The sequence below is a fragment of the Bradyrhizobium genosp. A genome (assembly GCF_049949275.1).
Classification (GTDB): domain Bacteria; phylum Pseudomonadota; class Alphaproteobacteria; order Rhizobiales; family Xanthobacteraceae; genus Bradyrhizobium.
Genome location: NZ_CP188196.1, coordinates 2,545,759 through 2,562,996, shown reverse-complemented (window position 1 = coordinate 2,562,996; position 17,238 = coordinate 2,545,759). Strand labels below are relative to the sequence as shown.

Annotated in this window: 10 protein-coding genes; 3 read left to right on the top strand and 7 right to left on the bottom strand. The window is 61.9% G+C overall.

Features of this window, described 5'->3' with window-relative positions:
* Positions 1-100 precede the first annotated feature (100 nt).
* On the bottom strand, positions 101-1,387 hold the full coding sequence (locus tag ACP2YP_RS11930; RefSeq protein ID WP_426424322.1) for a winged helix-turn-helix domain-containing protein: 1,287 nt from the start codon (positions 1,385-1,387) through the stop codon (positions 101-103).
* A 495-nt stretch (positions 1,388-1,882) separates the two neighbouring features.
* Here ACP2YP_RS11930 and ACP2YP_RS11925 point away from each other — a divergent pair, with 495 nt between their 5' ends.
* From ACP2YP_RS11925 to ACP2YP_RS11915, 3 genes are read left to right on the top strand one after another with little or no spacing between them, the layout of a single operon-like run.
* Complete coding sequence (locus ACP2YP_RS11925) at positions 1,883-2,461, top strand: GNAT family N-acetyltransferase (RefSeq protein ID WP_426424320.1); 579 nt, start codon at positions 1,883-1,885, stop codon at positions 2,459-2,461.
* Positions 2,462-2,496: 35 nt separating this feature from the next.
* Positions 2,497-2,715 carry a hypothetical protein gene (locus ACP2YP_RS11920; RefSeq protein WP_426424319.1) on the top strand — a complete coding sequence of 73 codons (219 nt, stop codon included), beginning with the start codon at positions 2,497-2,499 and terminating at the stop codon, positions 2,713-2,715.
* A 16-nt stretch (positions 2,716-2,731) separates the two neighbouring features.
* Entirely contained in the window at positions 2,732-3,199 is a 468-nt protein-coding gene (locus ACP2YP_RS11915; RefSeq protein WP_426424318.1) for a hypothetical protein, read from the top strand.
* 78 nt (positions 3,200-3,277) lie between these two features.
* Here ACP2YP_RS11915 and ACP2YP_RS11910 read toward each other — a convergent pair whose 3' ends face one another.
* From ACP2YP_RS11910 to ACP2YP_RS11885, 6 genes are all read right to left on the bottom strand, one after another.
* Positions 3,278-4,456 (bottom strand): MFS transporter, encoded by a 1,179-nt coding sequence (locus ACP2YP_RS11910; RefSeq protein WP_426424317.1) that lies wholly within the window; start codon positions 4,454-4,456, stop codon positions 3,278-3,280.
* A gap of 93 nt (positions 4,457-4,549) precedes the next feature.
* The gene (locus tag ACP2YP_RS11905; protein WP_426424315.1) at positions 4,550-5,266 is read right to left on the bottom strand and encodes an LrgB family protein; all 717 of its coding nucleotides are present in this window, start codon (positions 5,264-5,266) and stop codon (positions 4,550-4,552) included.
* A gap of 33 nt (positions 5,267-5,299) precedes the next feature.
* Positions 5,300-5,749: a CidA/LrgA family protein gene (locus ACP2YP_RS11900; protein ID WP_426424314.1), complete on the bottom strand. Its 450-nt coding sequence runs from the start codon at positions 5,747-5,749 to the stop codon at positions 5,300-5,302.
* Complete coding sequence (locus ACP2YP_RS11895) at positions 5,746-6,000, bottom strand: hypothetical protein (protein ID WP_426424312.1); 255 nt, start codon at positions 5,998-6,000, stop codon at positions 5,746-5,748. Before ACP2YP_RS11895 ends, ACP2YP_RS11900 begins: the two co-directional genes overlap by 4 nt.
* A gap of 235 nt (positions 6,001-6,235) precedes the next feature.
* The gene (locus ACP2YP_RS11890) at positions 6,236-7,033 is read right to left on the bottom strand and encodes an HlyD family efflux transporter periplasmic adaptor subunit (protein WP_426424311.1); all 798 of its coding nucleotides are present in this window, start codon (positions 7,031-7,033) and stop codon (positions 6,236-6,238) included.
* Between the two features lie 152 nt (positions 7,034-7,185).
* Complete coding sequence (locus ACP2YP_RS11885) at positions 7,186-17,163, bottom strand: Ig-like domain-containing protein (RefSeq protein ID WP_426424310.1); 9,978 nt, start codon at positions 17,161-17,163, stop codon at positions 7,186-7,188.
* Positions 17,164-17,238 lie beyond the last annotated feature (75 nt).

Below are 17,238 nucleotides of genomic sequence, written 5' to 3'. Positions count from 1 at the left end.
CATGCGAACAAGCAAGGAGGCTCCTCCCTCTTCCAGATCGAAGATTCGCGCATCACGAGCGGAACGTTTCGGACGCCTTGGCCTGCGAGACCCAGACGTACTATTCCGGTAACCTCCCATCCCGCGCCACCATCGTCGGAATGCCGCAACCCGACCCGCTCCAACTGGCGGCGGGACCGATAAAGCGATAGCCACGACGCGGCAGCGTTTCGATCCAGCGCGCATCTCCGCCTTGTGCCAGGGCACGGCGCAGCGCTGCGATCTGAACCGTCAGGTTGCTCTCTTCAACCGCGCGGCCGGACCAGGCTCTCTCGACAAGGACATCTTTGGACATTGGGATGCCCCGATGTTTTACCAAGATGCCCAGCAGGGTCACGGCGCGCGGCCCAAGCGCGACCAGTTCGTTGTCCCGAAGCAGGGTCTGAGTTTCCTCATCGAGGCGGAACGGGCCGAATGTGCAATGCGAGCCGGATAGCGACGTTAGGCCTGGCAGATGGTCTGCGATTGCCTGGAGATCGTCTCGCCGCCCGATGCCAGGACGCACCGCAGTCGGTGGATCGACCGGGGAGTCGCGCGTTACCGCCGCCCGACCGCCCTCGTTGTCATCGTCGACAAAGAGCATCGCGCCAGATTGCTGCGGGAGGGCGCCGCGTTTCTTGCTGGGGGGCGCGACCGTCGGAGACAGCCAACGTCGCGTTGATGGACGTGACATACTCCACCGGCCAGCGCGCATCGATACAGGCTCGCCACCCGGCGCGGCAAGCGTCAACGCCACGAGCTCGCAAATATGCGAGGACATGGATCGCAGCAACTCAGGTTCCGATAGATCGCCACGCGCGCGGATGAGATCGACATAATTGACGAGCATGCGCAGCGCTGGAACGTCGCGAGGAATGCGCCGCATCACCGCGTCGTCGACATTCGGCACCAAGGCCGATATATCTGCACGCGCAATGTGCAGACCCAGGAAATGACCGGGCGATTGCAAGGCAACGACCTCCTCCGCGCAGGAGACCAGTGCCGCCTCGCCTTCACCCAACACCACCTCACGGCCGCGCTGCGTCATTTGCTCGCGGCCGGTCAGCCGGATCTCCAGACGGAAGTCGGTGTTGCCATCGGCGATCAGTTCACGGGTTCGCGCGATCCGATGGTCGGAAATGTCGCCATGCATCATGGCAAGCCCTGGCAAGACATGAACCGACACGTTGCTGCGTAACGGACTTCCGGAGAGCGGCTCGAGATCGAGGCGAACGACGTCTCGTCCGATCACCTCACGCCAGACTGCGGCCCGTTCTCGTTCCGGCAAATCCTCAGTTGAGAACCTGAGCGGAACGGTGCCGTTATGCGCCGACAGGTGCGACTTTTCGAATCCCACGCTGGCCCTCATGAACTTGCTCGTCCCAGTATCACATGCGAATTTCATTCCGATATGAAGGAGGTCACAGATCTGACGACAAAAGAACGCAGCGACAATGGCTTAGACCGAGCACACTTCACCCCAGACATATTTATCGGTGCGCGCGCCAGATAATTCCTGAGCAGCGACAATTATTTTTCGCACCAACCGACCGCCCCAATCTGAGGCGATCATGCACAAGTCGCTGTGGCCGAAAACATCAAGCGACCACCGCACCCGCGCCCCTTCGATCCAGTTTGTCCCGTTATCTGCGGAGCGCACGGAAATTGTGCAAGCTGCTCGCTACGAGCTACGCTGCTGGCCTGACAGTTGAGCGATCTGCACGCTGCGTGGGCGTCGCGCGCTGCGAGATTCGGACTTTTTTCGGAAGCCTTTCGCGACTTCATGGATCGAACCATCCACACTGTTGAGGGTGAGGACCGAGCGCAAAGGGGGCGCGCGTCGGTCGTATCGATGGAGCTTGATGTGGCATCGCTCAACCCCAACGTCCTTGGCCAGGTTTCCGGAGAGACCGCACCTCTGTTGCGGGCGGATTTTCCGCTATATCCCTACCAATTGAGGGAACTCGGCGCGGCGGATCAGATCGCCTTGCGCGACCTTCTGCTCGGTCTTGACGAGGCCTCTCGCATCAGCCGGTTCTCCGGTGTTCTCGGCGATCACGTCATCGTCCAGCATGCGCAGTACGCCGTGACCGAGGCCGCGTGGATTGCCGGCGCTTTCGTCGGCAACGAACTTTGCGGCACCGTCGAGCTCTATGAGGCGCGCGATCCACTGGAGATCGAGGCCGCTTTCGCGGTGGCCGGAGCCTGGCGTCGGCAGGGTATCGGCACCGCGCTGTTGCTGGCGGCGCTTCAGTGGGCACAACGGTCCCGCCGCGCCAGGCTGCAGATGGTCTTTTCGCGACGCAATTGGGCGATGCGGCGGCTCGTCGGCAAGGCCGGTGCATCGCTCGACCTCGCTCTCGACGAGTTCGTCGCCAGCGTCGCCGTCTGCGATTGGCGTCCGTTCTCGGCTGCGCCGGGAGCGGACGAGCCCCTCCAATGATGTGACAGCTTTCCTAGCTTACATAGAGGCACACCATGCAAAGGCTCAACGACCACAGGCTTTCATGCGAGGATCGGGCGGTGATCTCCAGTTCCATCTTCAGCATTTTTGCGTTCTGCGTTGCCCTCGTATTCATCTCCGGGATTCTTTCGTTCCTGAGCCCGCGTTCCCAGCCCGACGAGCCGATACAAATAGCCGGATCGATCAGCAACAATGTCATCGATCCATTCGCTCAAGGCATGCCATTGCCATGATGCTCCCGGATCCAAGATGACATCGACGATCGGATGCTACAATATTTTCGGCGTACCGAGCGCAGGATTGCAGCCGCATCAAATCGAGTGCGACGGGCATCTGTTAAAGGAACTTGTCTTGCGTGCGCGGATCGAGCATTTCGTGGCGAAGTGTTGCGCGGACGATCTGCCGATGAGCTTTGAATATATGGCTCGGCGCTTCGAGCTATCGCTCACCTGCGATGAAACTAATCCACCCGTGATGTTATCCGACCTGCTCCGCGAAATCCGAAGCCGCGCCAACGCCGGATCATCCCTCGCGAAGAGATTCGTAAACGAATACGAGGCGGCGCTTCAAGCGTACCCCTGCGCTGATGCGGCGATCGAAACCATTGTGCATGGACTGATGGTTGGACGACGGCCAATACAAGTATCTGACTTCGTGAGGGGATTCTGTAGCAATCACAAGATCGTCTTCCCGCCATCCGACGGTGTCGCTCGGTGACGCCGCAGAGTATCAAGCGCTCCAGCCACCCGAGAATCCGAGACCTCTTCCCGTCGACCGATAGCAGCCAGATGCATTCTAACCTTGCTCCGATGTCTCAGCGCCAGCCGGGCGGCGCGGCATAGCTGCTTCCCGCCAGGCAATGAACGGGATAAGCGCCATCAGCACGAAAGCGATCCCCGTTACGGCCACGCAGCCCGGCCACGCCCACCTGTCATAAATCAGGCCGATCAGCAATGCACCGCAAATTCCGCCACTGTAATAGCAGGCGAGATAGAGGCCGCTGGCCGCTGCCTTGGCTTTCCCGCCCACTTTGCCGACGAAGCCGGTTGCTACCGCCTGGCAGAAGAAGGTGCCAACACCGACAAGCGCAAGCCCGGCCATGACGGTCGATACCGTCGTGCAGAGGGTGAGCAGCACTCCACCGAGCGACACCGCGGCTCCCAGCAATATCGATGCCGCTGAGCCGAGGCTGCGCACCGCCGGGCCCGCGGCTGGGGTTGCAAGCAGTGAGGCTAGGAATACGCTGTAGAGTGCGCCGATAGCTGCCGGCGCGAGGCTGAATGGCGGCCGCGCCAGCAGGAAGTTCACGTACGTAAAGATGCCAATGAAGCTGAACAGGATAAGGAAGCCGATTCCGTAGGCGCCGCGCAGGCGAGGATTGCGGAGATGCCGTCGGAGCGATACGACGATTCGTCCATCGTGCCGCTTGCGGTGAAATCGTTCGCTGCGCGGCAAGACGATCCAGAGTAGGATTCCGCCCGCAAGGTTCATCGCCGCGAGCAGGACGAACGCGCCTCTCCAGCCGGCATATTGCGCAACGCTGCCGGTTAGGACCCTGCCCAGCAGATTGCTGCCGACATTTCCAGTCACGTAGGCCGCCATCACCAGCGGCGCGCCGCCGCTCGGTCCCCATTCTTCCGCGACGTAGGCAATCGCGACGGTGAAGGATGCGCACATCAATAGCCCCTGAAGGATGCGCAGCGCGGCGAAAATCATGAGGTCAGGTGCCCGGCCAAGCAGGAAGGTTGGAATGCTGAGAAGCAACAATGCCACGATCATCGCCGGCTTGCGCTCGATCCGGTCGGCAATGCAAGCGGTGAAGAAGCCGCTGATCGCCATGCCGACTGTGGCGGCGTTGATCACGATGCCCATGTAAGCAGGCGTGGTACGGAACGCCGTCGTAAGAGCCGGCGCGATCGCCTGCGGACCGAATAGATCGATCAATGTGAGCAATGCCGTCAAACCGACGATCACCAGCGTTCGCAGCGCAACGCGACCTGGCGCGGAATCATCGCTCATATCGTTGCGTCCAGGTCAAGGAATCGGCGTGAGATCGACGAACACACTTCAGGGAAGCGTCGCGACCAGTGACGGCATGATCAGCGCGGTGAGGATGGCATTGAGACACAGCGCGATGCCGGCGAATGTCCCCGCAACGGGGTCGATCTGGAAGGCCCGAGCCGTTCCGACCGAATGAGCACCGAGGCCGACAGCCAAGCCGATCGCTGCAGGATCCTTCACCCGCAACCATCGCGCGAGCGATGCGATCGTCATCGCGCCGATGATCGAGGTCGTCACCGTGAACGCAGCCGTCATGGTGGCCTCGCCACCAAGGTGCTGACTGATCGCCATGGCCACGCCGGCAGTGGACGATTTCGGTGCGAGCGAAATGGTAATGACTCGAGGCAGGCCGAATGCGGTGCCCAACACCAGGACTGACATGATCGCGGTGAAGCAGCCGGCGATCAGCGCGATCAAGATTGGGACTACGTTTTGCCTAACGGTCGACCAGTTCCTGAATAGCGGTATCGCGATCGCAACGATGGCCGGACCAATCAGGAACTGGATGAACTGTACGCCGGCGAGATAGGTTGGATACGGCGTTCCGGTGATTTCGAGCAGCAGCACGATCGCGACGACGCTGATCAGGACCGGGTTCGCAGCCGGGGACCGGCCGAGCGATACCGATACGCGATCAGCACACCACCAAACCCAAAGCGTCACGACCAACCAGATGAGCGGGGAGGTCGAGAGAAAGGTGATCAGCGAACTCTCGTCTCTCATATCAACTGCCTCGCGGTTCGGGTCCGACGACCTTCACCCCGATCGTCGCGGGTTGGGCGGACCGAATTGGACAGAACTCGCCCGGCTGCGGCCCGGCAGCCGCCGCACGAGAGATTGCGCGGCAACGAAAACGAGCGCCGTCACTGTCATTGTCGTCAGCGTCGAGACCATCACGACGATCACGACTGCGGCGCCATGCCGGACGAACAAGTCCGCGTATTGCAGCACGCCGACGCCCGAGGGGACGAACAGGATCGCCAAGTTGCGCAGCATCGGATCAGTGACCCGCGCGACTGCCGTCGCTTCAATCGCATCGGGCGCTGCGAGGTCGAAAGCGATCCGCGCCCTCAGGAATAGAAAAAGCAGCGAGAGACCGATGATCGGGCCTGGAATCGGCACTTGCAGGAGGCGGACGAGCAGTTCGCCGGCGAGCTGAAATCCAAGCAAGGTGCCGAGGCCCTGGATCAACGGAGACTGGATCATGGCAGCGGCATTTCGATGGAGAAGGAATCTGACGGCGATGTCGCGCGGCTGGCGGAGTTGGCGGATCGAGGATCGGTTTGACTGATCGATACCGTTGCCTGTCGTTCGCCGTCGAGAGCGACACGTGGGCCAGCCAGCGCAAGCCCGATGATAAGAATGACGACGCAATAAAATGCGAAGATTCGGGACAGCCACGTGGAGAGCGTCGCGCGGTCGCTGGCTGTCAGCGTGTACTCATAGGGCTTCTGCATGGTTCACCTCATGACGAAATTGCTCAGGCGAGACGGGTCGTCGAGACCGAGTGGCAGGTCGTGAAATGCGCTGGCGCTCAGGTCCAAGCGCACGGAAGGCGCTTTTGATCGGAAGCGAATCCGTTCGCGACGTGCTGGCGAGCGAGGGCTGGCCGGAAAATATCGGCCCCATGGTCCGGGCGTCGAACGATCGCACATCGACCTCCATTGAGGCAGCCGACGCGCGTCGTCCCCTTCACTGTCGGTGCTTCGGCAGCACAGGTTGCGTCACCGGCCGCGATAAGTCGCGAAGCAGCTCCGAAAAACTTCCGAAATAGCGCCGAAAGCTGGTGCCGAACAAATGAGCAGGGGTGCACGAGTTCGGAGCGAGGTCGCCCGTGCGGAACAATTCTAATAGCAGGGCGAGGTCGCGGGTGATGGCGTCCTGGGACACGTTAATGACTTCCCCATGCAGGAGACCATAGCGGGTGAAACTGAAGGTATCGACTTTGACCTCGGCTTGCTGGCCGGGATGCACGAAGCCGATGTCGCGGTTCGACACCATTGCCTCGATTTCCAGACGGCTGTCGCGCGGCACAACTGCGAGCAGCGCCTGCGCCGGGGTCACCACGCCCCCGACTGTGTGCACGGCCAGCTGCTGCACCACGCCGTCGACCGGTGCTGTGAGCGCCAGGAGCCTGGTTCGTTGCTCGGCCTTGATCACGTCCTGGGCAAGGCCGCCGGCCTTCTGCTCGGCCTTCGCTAACTCATCAAACCGCGCACGGCGATATTCCGCAATCGTCTGGAGCCGGGTCTCGGATAGCGCCGTAACCGCCGATTCAGATTCGTGGATGTGGTTCTTCTGGACCAACAGTTCCTGCTGAAGGCCGACCAGATCCTGCATCTCGGTGAGATACTGGAGTTTCGAGCCATATTCCTTGTCAGCGAGGTATTTGCGAACGTCGACGCGCTGCTTGAGTAGCGGTATCGTTGCCTCGATCTTGGCAATCGTGGCAGCAGTAGTAGCGCGCTCGGCCTCTTTCTGCGACAGCAATTTTAGAGCATGCTAGCACTCAAAGATCCCCGGACGACCTGCTCTCCTTGGTCCGCTCCAAGCGAACGCCCGCGTCGAACTGTCGAAGTGCTCCCGGGGATCACTCCGCCGGTCACTTTACTCCTTGGCTTGTTGCCCGTGTCTAAACACAACTAAACCACGTGGTAGTCATGTGCGGACAACAGCTTGTTGTCAGCAAAAGCGGCATCCGGGATCAAACCTGAGGGCGTTGCCATTGCATCGACATGCATGTTGAGAATCTGACCAATGGAGGCGCCGATGTTGTTGTGCGTATCACCCGCTTCTCCGATCCAGACACTGGGGGCACCCCCAATTGCGGCAAACTTGAAGCCGTCTCCTTCAACCACGGGAGGCGTGCTCGTCGATGCACTCGTCGTGCTCCCCGGGACAGGAGGATCATAGACGATCGTCCCGTTCTGTCCGTCGCTCATAAACCTAAAGTTCAGCTCCTGGTACGTTCCAATGAAATGAATTGCAGCGGAGTTCGTCCCGTCGGAGATATTGAGCACGTTGTTGACGGCATCGTAGCTTTCCGAGAGCGTACTGTAGTTGATGTCCTTCAGATCGATCTGATCGGAACTGCTTAGCACACCGGTGCCGGTGAAACCTGAGATGAAGGCCTGCAGGCTCGATGCGTGGTCGACGACCAGCGAAGCAGTCGACCCATACGGTCCAGTGAACATGATGGTCTGCGAGGAGGCGGCACCATTCGACAGGTCGAGGGTGGCGCCGGCGTTGATGTACGCAGATCCAGTGCCGGTCAGTTGCTGATCGATCTGAAGCGCGCCGCCGGTCGCCGTGATGCTACCATCGTTGACCATGGCCGATGTGATCTCGCCGGTGCCGACCAGAGATCCATCGCCGCCGATATGGATGGTATTCGCGATCGTCGTTGCGCTCGATCCGACGTCGATGCCACCGCCATTGCTGAGCGTCAGCACGGCCGATGGCCCGCCGATCGAGACGTAGTCGGCGGTAACCACGGAGCCAGCGCCATCAACGGTGAGACTGCCGGTGCTTCCTGAAAATTCCGCCAGGATCAGCGAGCCGGCGGTCAGGCTGCCTCCATTGTCCACAAGGGCGGTGGCTGCGCCGCTGTTGCCGATCGTCAAGGTCCCACCGACATGCAGGCTGGCATCGTCCACAGTCAGCGAGTCGGTCACACCCGCGTCGTGGTTGACCGCGAGCGTCATGTTGGTGGTCGTGACGATCGCATGGTCAGAGATCGTCATGGTGGCGGTGCCGTCGCTACCGACCTGAATGTTCTGATAGGTGCCCGAGGTGGTGTCGAGGCTGGTGCCCGCGCCCGAGATGGTCAGGGTGCCCGAGCTTCCCGCAAGCGAGGCGATGTTCACGTAATCAGCCGTGATCGTTGCGCCGTCCGACAGCGTCAGATGACCGGCGCCGCCGTAACCCACGTTGATGCCGTCCGTGTCACCCTGGATTGCCAGATGGGAGCCGACACCATCAATAGTGAGGCTGCCGTCTCCGCCGGCCTGTCCGCCGAGGCCGAGATAGCCCGCATTGATCGTGCCGCCGTTTTCCACCGTGGCATGTGCCGTTCCAGCGTCACCGATCGTGATGCCCTGACCGAGAGTGAGCGTGGCATTGTTGATATCGAGCGTGTCGATAATGCCAGCGGCATAATTGACAGCAACGTCCATGTTTCCGGTCACGACGGTTGCATGGTCAGCGACGATCAGCGCAGCCGAGCCCGCAACTCCGAGCTGAATATTCTGGTACTGACCTGAGTTGGCGTTCAGGCTCGTGCCCGCCCCGGTCACAGTGACCGTTCCCTGACTGCCCAGCTGACTTCCAACAGCGAGCGCATCGATCGCAAGTGCCGCCCCGGCCGACAGGTTCAAGCTGCCATGACCCGAATAGCCAACGGTCGCACCGGTGGAGGTGATCGTCGAGCCAGCCCCCGAAGCATTGATCGTGCCCTCGTCGTCCATGTAGCCGGTCTGCCAGACGCCGCCGGCGTTGTTGTTAAACGTGGAGGTAGCGCCGATGTTGCCGCCCGCGGTGTTGATGCCACCAAAGATGGTACCGCTGTTGTTGATGGTGATCTGGCTGCCGCCGGTCTCAAATATTGCGCCTGCCGAAGCCGACGAGCCGATGGTCCCGGAGTTGTTGAGCGTAACGGTGCCGGTGGCGTTTTCGCTAACGGCGATTGCGGAGCCTGTGCCCAGCGTTGTCACGGTACCGGTGTTGGTAATCGTCGTCGATCCCGTCGAACCACTGGCCGTCTGGTTCACGTTGATGCCGACAAAGTTGGTGCCGGTGACCGCGCCATTGTTGGTAATCGAGATGTTGCCGACGTGATTTCCGCCGGCGAAGATGCCGGTGCCCGAACTGATCGCAGCGTTGTTGGTGATGGCAACCGTGCCGCCTGTCGTGCCGATGCCCAGATTCGCATTTGCAGAGATGCCGGATGCTGCGGCGTTGATCGAGCCGCCATTGGTGATGCTGACATTGCCGCCGTTCTGGGAGCCGGCCTGGATACCGTTGCCGGGTGCCGTGATCGCGGACGCCGAGCCGGTCGACACTGTCACATTGCCCTTGCCCCAGTTATAGGCGTTGATGCCAACACCCTTGTCAGCCGTGATTTGCGCGTTGCTCTGCACCGTGACATTGCCGAGCACAGAGTTCGTTGCCGTGCTCGATCCGTTCGGCGCGTAGCCAACCGAGACCGCGCCCGGAGTTGTTCCGCCGTTCCCGGTGATATGTGTGCCGGAGTGGATCGTGTCGTTGCCGAGCACCACCGTGACGTTCCCGGTGGCAGGCTCGGACGTCGCCTGGCTCTGGGCGTTGACGCCGATACTGCCGCCGTAGATCGTATCACCGTCGCCGGCCTGGATGGTGATATCGCCGACGCCGGTGGTCGACGCCTGAATGCCTATGAAGGTGTTGGCGTGGACTGCGACATTTGCGCCGACATTAATCGCGACGCTGCCGCTCCCCTTGCTGTTGGCAAAAGTCGCGAGTCCATATTGATCGGCGGTCACCGAAGTGTTGGCGACCTCATTCACCGTCACATTGCCGTTGCCGTAATTGTAGCCGTCAACGCCATAGCCGGCTGCGGCGGTGATGTTGGCATTGTTGTTGATAATGACTGTGCCGTTGATGTTGGTGTTGGCCGTGCCGTTGGCGCCGTAGTAGCCGGCGGCGATACCCTGCGGCACGGAGCCGCTGGGATTGAGGGTCGTGCCGGAATGGATGACGGCATTGTTGGTGACCGTCACCATGCTGTTGGCGGACAAAGCCAGCGTCGCATCCTGATTGAGGGCACTAATACCTGCGCCACCCGAGTTGATCGTGCTGCCGGCGTCAGTGAGAACAGACACACTGCCGGTTCCGTATTCGTCGGCACGAATGCCGAACTGCACCGTCGAATTGATCGGTCCCCCAGCTTCGACCGACACGTTGCCGTTGCCGTCATTGATCGCAATGATGGCATGCTGATTGCCGCTGACGCCTCCGGTCGCCGTGACCGAGACATTGCCACCATTGGCCGCATTGAGGTTCTGCGCCTGGATGCCGAACAATGCGCTGCCCGTACCGGTGACGCTGCCCGTCGACACCACCTGGATATTGCCGACCCCGCTCCCGATGTCCTGGGCCAGGATGCCCGTGCCCGCCTGGCCGACGATTGGACCTGACGTGGAGACGAAGATGTCCCCGGTCCCATTCTGGGTCACCACAATGCCGTTGGCAGCGCCAGTGATGGCGCCGCCAGGCGCGACCGAGATCTCGGCCATGTTGCCGGCGGTCCCGCCTGATGCCGTGAAGTCGATGCCGTCGCCAGCTGTAGAGGTAACAGCGCCCCAACCATTGATCGCGAAGTTTCCGCCGTTGGAAGAGACCGCCGCGATGGTGCCGCTGATCGCGGTGCCGCCTACCCCAAAATTGAGGCCGAGCGTGCCGCCGTTGCCGGTGAAGGTGACCGTCTGCGCCGTCGCCCCGTCAAGGACTAGCGCGGCACCGGCATCGACCAGAACAGACCCGGTCCCGCTCAGGCCACCACCAATCTCGAGGGAGCCGGAGGCGACCTCGAGCGTGCCCGTGTTGTTCACGGACCCGTTGATCATGTTGGTTCCGGAGAGGGTGTCGATGTGGCCGCTGCTGTTCACGACGAGGCCGTTGGCGCCGTTGATATTGGCGCCGGACAGGTTGATGGTGCCCGCGTTGTTGATCGTGTTGCTTTCAACGACGCCCGTGGTCGATGCCGTGCCGAATCCACTCCACGTGCCGACCGCCCAGACGCCGCCGACCTGGTTGTTGAACGTGCCGTTGCCGACGTTGATGTTGCCGGCGATCGTGCCGCTGTTGGTCAGCGTGATGTCGCCGCCGCCCTCGTACAGAGCCTGACCGGAGGCGTTCGAACCGATGATGCCAGTGTTGTTGATAGTGACGGTTCCGACATTGTTCTCGTTGATACCAATCGCGGGGCTGTTGCTGACGAGGCTCGCCACCGTGCCTGAGTTGGCGATGCTGACCGAGCCGGTTGCACCAGCCGCTGTCAGATTGGCACCGATGCCCGAAAAGGTCGTGCCGGTCGCAGTCCCCTGGTTGGTGATCGAGACATTTGCAGAGCCGCTGGTCGAGGCGAAGATGCCGTTCGATCCCGTCGTCGCGCCAGTGTTGGTGATCGTGACATTGCCGTTCACGGCACTGCTGCCGATGCCGGCAAACTGGGTGGCCGTGATCGTGCCGTTGTTAGTGATCGAGATGGCGCCGACATGATTGCCGCCAACGCCAATGCCGGTGGTGCCGGCAGTGATCGTACCGTTGTTGACGACGGTCACCGTTCCGCCGGTGGTGCCGAGGCCCATGTTCGAATTGGCGGAGACGCCCGTCGCGCCGGAATTGATCGAGCCGCCATTGGTGACGCTGACATTGCCGCCGTTCAAGGCATTCGCCTGGATGCCGTTGCCCGCGGCATGGATCGTGGAATCGGGGCCAGTCGACACCGTGACGTTGCCCTTGCCCCAATTATACGCGTTGATGCCGGACGCCTTGTCGGCCGTGACTTGGGCGTCGCTCTGCACAGTGACATTGCCGAGAACGGTATTCGAGGCCGCTTGAGTTGAGTTCGGCAGATAGCCGACCGAGACGGCTCCCGGCGTGGCGCTACCATTGCCGGTATTGTTCGTGCCAGAATGGATGGTGTCGTTACCAAGCACCACCGTGACATTCCCGGTGGCAGGCTCTGATGTGGCCTGGCTCTGGGCGTTGACGCCAATGCTGCCGCCGTAGATCGTATCACCATCGCCCGTCGTGACGTTGACGTCACCGACGCCGCTGGTCGAAGCCTGGACACCAATGAAGGTGGTCGCGGTAACCGCAACATTTGCGCCGACATTAACCGCGACGCTACCCGAGCCCTTGCTCAGGGCATAAGCGGCAAGGCCGTACTGGGCGCCCGACACTGCGGTGTTGGCCGCTTCGTTCAGCGTGACGTCACCGTTGCCCCAGTTATAAGCGTTGACGCCGTAGCCAGCCGCGGCAGTGATGTTGGCGTTGTTATTGACGAGAACCGTGCCGTTGATTGCGGTGTTCGAGGTGCCGTTCGCGCCATAGAAGCCAGCGGCGATGCCCTGAGGCACCGATCCGCTGGGATTAACCGTCGTGCCGGAGTTGATGACGGCATTGTTGGTGACCGTCACCATGCTGTTCGCACCTGCAGCAAGCACCGTGTCGAAATTGATGGCGCTGATGCCTGCGCCTCCCGAATTGATCGTGCTGCCGGCATCGGTGAGGACGGAAACGCCGCCTGCGCCGTAAGCCGCGGCACGGATTCCGAACTGCACGGTCGAGGCAATCGCCCCACCCGCTTCGACCGACACATTGCCGCTCCCCGCCGTCGAAGCAACGATGGCATGCTGGTTGCCGGTGACGCCGCCGGTCGCGGTCACCGACACATTGCCGCTATTGGACGCATCAAGGTTTTGTGCTTCGAGACCGACCGATCCGCTGCCCGTGCCGGTCACGCTCGCCGCCGTATTGACGACGATGTTGCCGACGCCGTTTGCGGCTTCCTGGGCCAGCAGGCCGATGCCCGATTGATTGGTAATGGCGACCGCCGAGACGACGCCGATGTCACCGGTGGCGTTCTGAACGACGCTGATGCCGCTCGAGGGCGGCGTGCTGAATCCGGTCAGTGTCACCGCGCTGGAACTTGCGACCGGAGTGAAGGAGTGGCCCGCCGCATTGGTATTGACGGCAAGCTGGGATGAGATCGGCCCGTCGCTCAACGCGCTGAGGTTCGCAGTATAGGTGCTCTGTCCGCCGTTCACGTTGACGGAGACCGAGTTCTGACCGTCGGTGAAGGTGACAATACCCGTATCAGTCGGCTGAAGTCCGCTGATCGTAAAATTCAGCAGCGCCGAACCTGCGGCATTGACTTGCGTGTTCGTGACGGCCAACGCCAGCGCGGCCTGCTCACCGCTGGAATGATCGATCGAATAGCTTTTAGCTGTGTGCAGGCTCTGGTCCTGCAGCGCCGCGCCGCTCAAATCCTGGACGGTGGTGCCGGCGAAACTGAGCGACAGCGTGCCGTTGCCGGAACCCGGATTGATCTCGACCAGATATTGCGCGCCGGCGCTCCCCGCCACGGCCGTGACGCTCGTGATGCTCGCGCCGGTGAGCCCGGTCGTGGCGAGCGAGAAGTCGCTTGCGGTCACGCCCTGGACCGAGTTGGAGAAGGTCAGCAGGTAATGGACCGCGCTCGAGGCGGTCGGCGAAGCGTCGGTCGGCGACAAGCTGACGAAGTTGGGCGCCGCAGGAGCGAGACTTGCGGTCGATACCTGACTGGCAGCGCTCTGGACGGCGGTTGAGAGCGCCGTGCTCGTGTTGTTGGCGACAGCGGTCGAGAGGTCGCCGCTGTGCGCACCGGCTTGCAGGTCGGCTGACGCGCTGCCCTGCGCCACGATCGAGGTCGCGCTGACACTGGCCAGGAGGTCCGCAGTCGTGCTGCCCTGTGTCGCCTGAGCGGCCTGAACAGCTTGATCGGTCGCCGTGTTCACGGAAGTGACGACGTTCGCGATCTCGCTCGTCTGAGTGCCGGTCAGCGAGGCACCGGCGCTGCTCAGCGTGCTCGCGACCACGGCATTGACAACGCTCGAACTGGTGAGGTCGAGACCACCGGTCGACACGATCTGGGCGGCGAGCGCCGAAAACGCGCCTGTTGCCGCCGAGGTAAAATTCGACGCACCGGTACCCGCGACGGCCGATGCCACCATCGAAACGGTGTTGAGCACTTTGGCGGCCGCCACAAAGGGCTGGGCATCGCCGGTGTAGGCGTTCGTCAAGATGTCGGTCTTGGTCAGGTCGATGGACGGATCGATGCCAAGGGCCGCCGCAACGGCCTGCGAAGCGGCCGTGACGTCACCGCCATTGGCGACCGCGACCGACTGAACGAGCGTCGTGAGCGCGGTGACCTGGGTCGATCCCGTGGGCGCGGTCAGCACGCCCGTGAACTGCTGCCCGGTCGCGGTGTCGGTGCCGCCGATCAGGACCAGAGGCCCTGACGTCGTGCCCGCCCCGAGGACGAAATGACCGCCCGCGTCCGTGATGCCGGACGCCTCCCCGGCATCGAGCTTGCCGTTGCCGTTGGTGTCGGCAAAAACCGTCGCACCCGAGATGTAACCGTCGGTGGCGAGGCCAGCGACCTGGGTGATGCTCACGACACCATGGCTGGCAATATCCGCGCTGTTGCCGGCGGTATCGGTCGCCGTTGCGTGCAGCTGGTCGTACGATCCCACATTCAGGACCGTATGGAGAGACCACGTGCCGTTCGCAACGCTCGCCGTACCGAGCAGCGTCGAGCCGTTGAACACCTGAACCTGGGCGACGGCGATATTGTCCGAGACCGTGCCCGACAGCGTCGCACCGCCGTCGTTCGACATCGTCCCAGTCGAATCCGGATTGTCAAGCTTGACCTGGCCGAAGCTGATGACCGGAGGTGTGTTATCGACCGTAACCGTGGCGAGGTCGGAAGTCGTGGTGTGATTGCCGGCGTTGTCAGTGACGATCGCATAGAAATTGTGCGTACCGCCTGCGAGATTTGACGCCGTGTAGGCCCAGGCGCCGTCGCCGCCCAGGGTTGCGTCACCGACCTTCTGGTTCGTCGCATGGTCGTAGATCGCCACCGAAGCGACCCCGTTCAGATCGCTCGCATTGACCTTGATGACGTCGGTTGTGAGCTGTGTCGGACCGGAGACGGATTCCGATTCTGAAGTCACCGTCGGAGCGGTCGTGTCGACCGTCACGGTGGTGAGATCGGCCGTTTTGGTCTGATTGCCTGCGTTGTCGGTGACGATCGCATAGTATTTGTAGGTGCCGTCGGCAAGACCCGAGGCCGTGTACGTCCAGACGCCGTTGCTGAGCGTCGCGTCGCCGACCTTCTGGTGCGCTGCGTCGTCGTAAATCGCAACGGACTGGATGCCGTGGGCATCGCTGGCATTGACGTTGATGACCTCCACGGTGGATTGAGTCAGCCCGGGACTCGACTCCGACTGTGAGGCGACTGTCGGCGCCAACGTGTCGATCTGCACGTATTGGCTGGTGCTGGCGCTCGCTTTGGTGCCCGCGATATCGGTCGCGGTGGCGGAGAGCTGGTTGTAATTGCCATCCGCAAGCGTGGCGGTGAGCGTCCAGGTATGGTCGGGGTTGATCGTTGCCGACCCGATCAGCGTACCAGCGTTGAAGACGTCAACCTTCGACACGGTGATCGCGTCGGTCACCGTTCCCGACAGCGTCACGGAGCTGTTATCAGTCAGGTGATCGCCTTGAACGCCGGTGTCGGTGAAGATCACCTTGTCGAAGGTGACGGAGAGCGGCGATGCGATCGTCAGCTGGATGTGCGCAGCCGGTGAGGACGCGGTCTGGCCCAGCGTATTGGTTGCCGTCACGGAGAGACTGACGGTGGTCGCAGCGCCGCCCTTAAGCGTCAGGTTCGTCAATTGTGCCGGCGTGAGCGTCCAGCTGCCGTCCGCATTCTTCGTGCCCGCCGAAAGCGTGGCGTCAGTGGGCACGCCGCTGATGGTGATGGACACCGTGTCCCGCGGGTCGAACGGCGTCTCGGTGATGCCCAGCGCGACCGTACCGCCTGTCGCAACGCTCAGCGTCGCCGGCGTATGAAGCGTCGGCGCGACCGGATTGACGGACAGCGCAACGACCTTGGAGACCGAATTGCCGGTCGTCGGATCGGTTGCAGTCACGACGAGATTTGCCGCGGTCACCTCGCCCGCCTTCAGCGTCAAGCCGGCAAGCTGGGTCTGGGTCAAGGTCACAGTACCGTTGACGACCTGGATCGCCCCGGCCGTGTCCGTCAGCGTGGCGTCCACGGGAATCCCGGAGATCGTGTAAACGAGGGCCGGAGCGGCCGTGAAGGTAAAGTCCTTGGCAGTGAGACTCGACAGCTTGACGTTGTTCAGAACGATGCTGTCGCTGGCATCAGCGGTGATGACGGTATTGCTGCCGACCTGCTTGGCGGCGGCCATGACGGCCGTGAAATTGGCAAACTGGGCGCTGCTGAGCTGAATCTTGTCATTCGATGCGTTGAAGCCGAAGATATTCTCCTGGCCCCATCCAAAGCCTGACGTGACGGCCGCGATCGTCAGCGCAATCGTGCCGTCCTCACTCACCGAAAGGCTTTGCGGAGCCGATAGCATCACCTGCCCGTAGCCGGGCAACACGAACGTATCCTTGCCGCTGCCGACGGTAACGATGTCGCTCGTGCCGAGATTGATCGTGTCGTTACCGTTGCCGGCGATAACAATGCTGTTTGCGCCGGCGGTCAGCGTGTCATTGCCGTTGCCGACGGTGATCGCGCTATTGGCGCCGACTGCGACCGTGTCGTTGCCGTTCCCCGCAATGACGAGGCTGCTGGATCCTGCGGTCAGCGTGTCGTTGCCGTTGCCGGCGGCGATGGCGCTGTTGGCGCCGACTGTGATGGTGTCGTTGCCGTTGCCCGCCACAATGATGCTGGTGGATCCGGCGGCCAGGGTGTCATTGCCATTGCCTGCGACAATGAGGCTGTTGTTGCCGTCGACGACCGTGGTATTGGTGTTAGCAATAATCGAAATCATGCCGTCGTTAGACATATTGGCCTCCCCCTGAAATTAATAATGGCCGCGGGTAACCGCCGGGCGGCGGCATCGCGGCTTCTCATTGAGCCA

What these genes read in the sequence shown, in the direction of transcription:
- ACP2YP_RS11930 (WP_426424322.1), bottom strand. Translation starts at nt 1,387, where the DNA reads ATGAGGGCCAGCGTGGGATTCGAAAAGTCGCACCTGTCGGCGCATAAC.
- ACP2YP_RS11920 (WP_426424319.1), top strand. Translation starts at nt 2,497, where the DNA reads ATGCAAAGGCTCAACGACCACAGGCTTTCATGCGAGGATCGGGCGGTG.
- ACP2YP_RS11915 (WP_426424318.1), top strand. Translation starts at nt 2,732, where the DNA reads ATGACATCGACGATCGGATGCTACAATATTTTCGGCGTACCGAGCGCA.
- ACP2YP_RS11905 (WP_426424315.1), bottom strand. Translation starts at nt 5,266, where the DNA reads ATGAGAGACGAGAGTTCGCTGATCACCTTTCTCTCGACCTCCCCGCTC.
- ACP2YP_RS11900 (WP_426424314.1), bottom strand. Translation starts at nt 5,749, where the DNA reads ATGATCCAGTCTCCGTTGATCCAGGGCCTCGGCACCTTGCTTGGATTT.
- ACP2YP_RS11895 (WP_426424312.1), bottom strand. Translation starts at nt 6,000, where the DNA reads ATGCAGAAGCCCTATGAGTACACGCTGACAGCCAGCGACCGCGCGACG.
- ACP2YP_RS11885 (WP_426424310.1), bottom strand. Translation starts at nt 17,163, where the DNA reads ATGTCTAACGACGGCATGATTTCGATTATTGCTAACACCAATACCACG.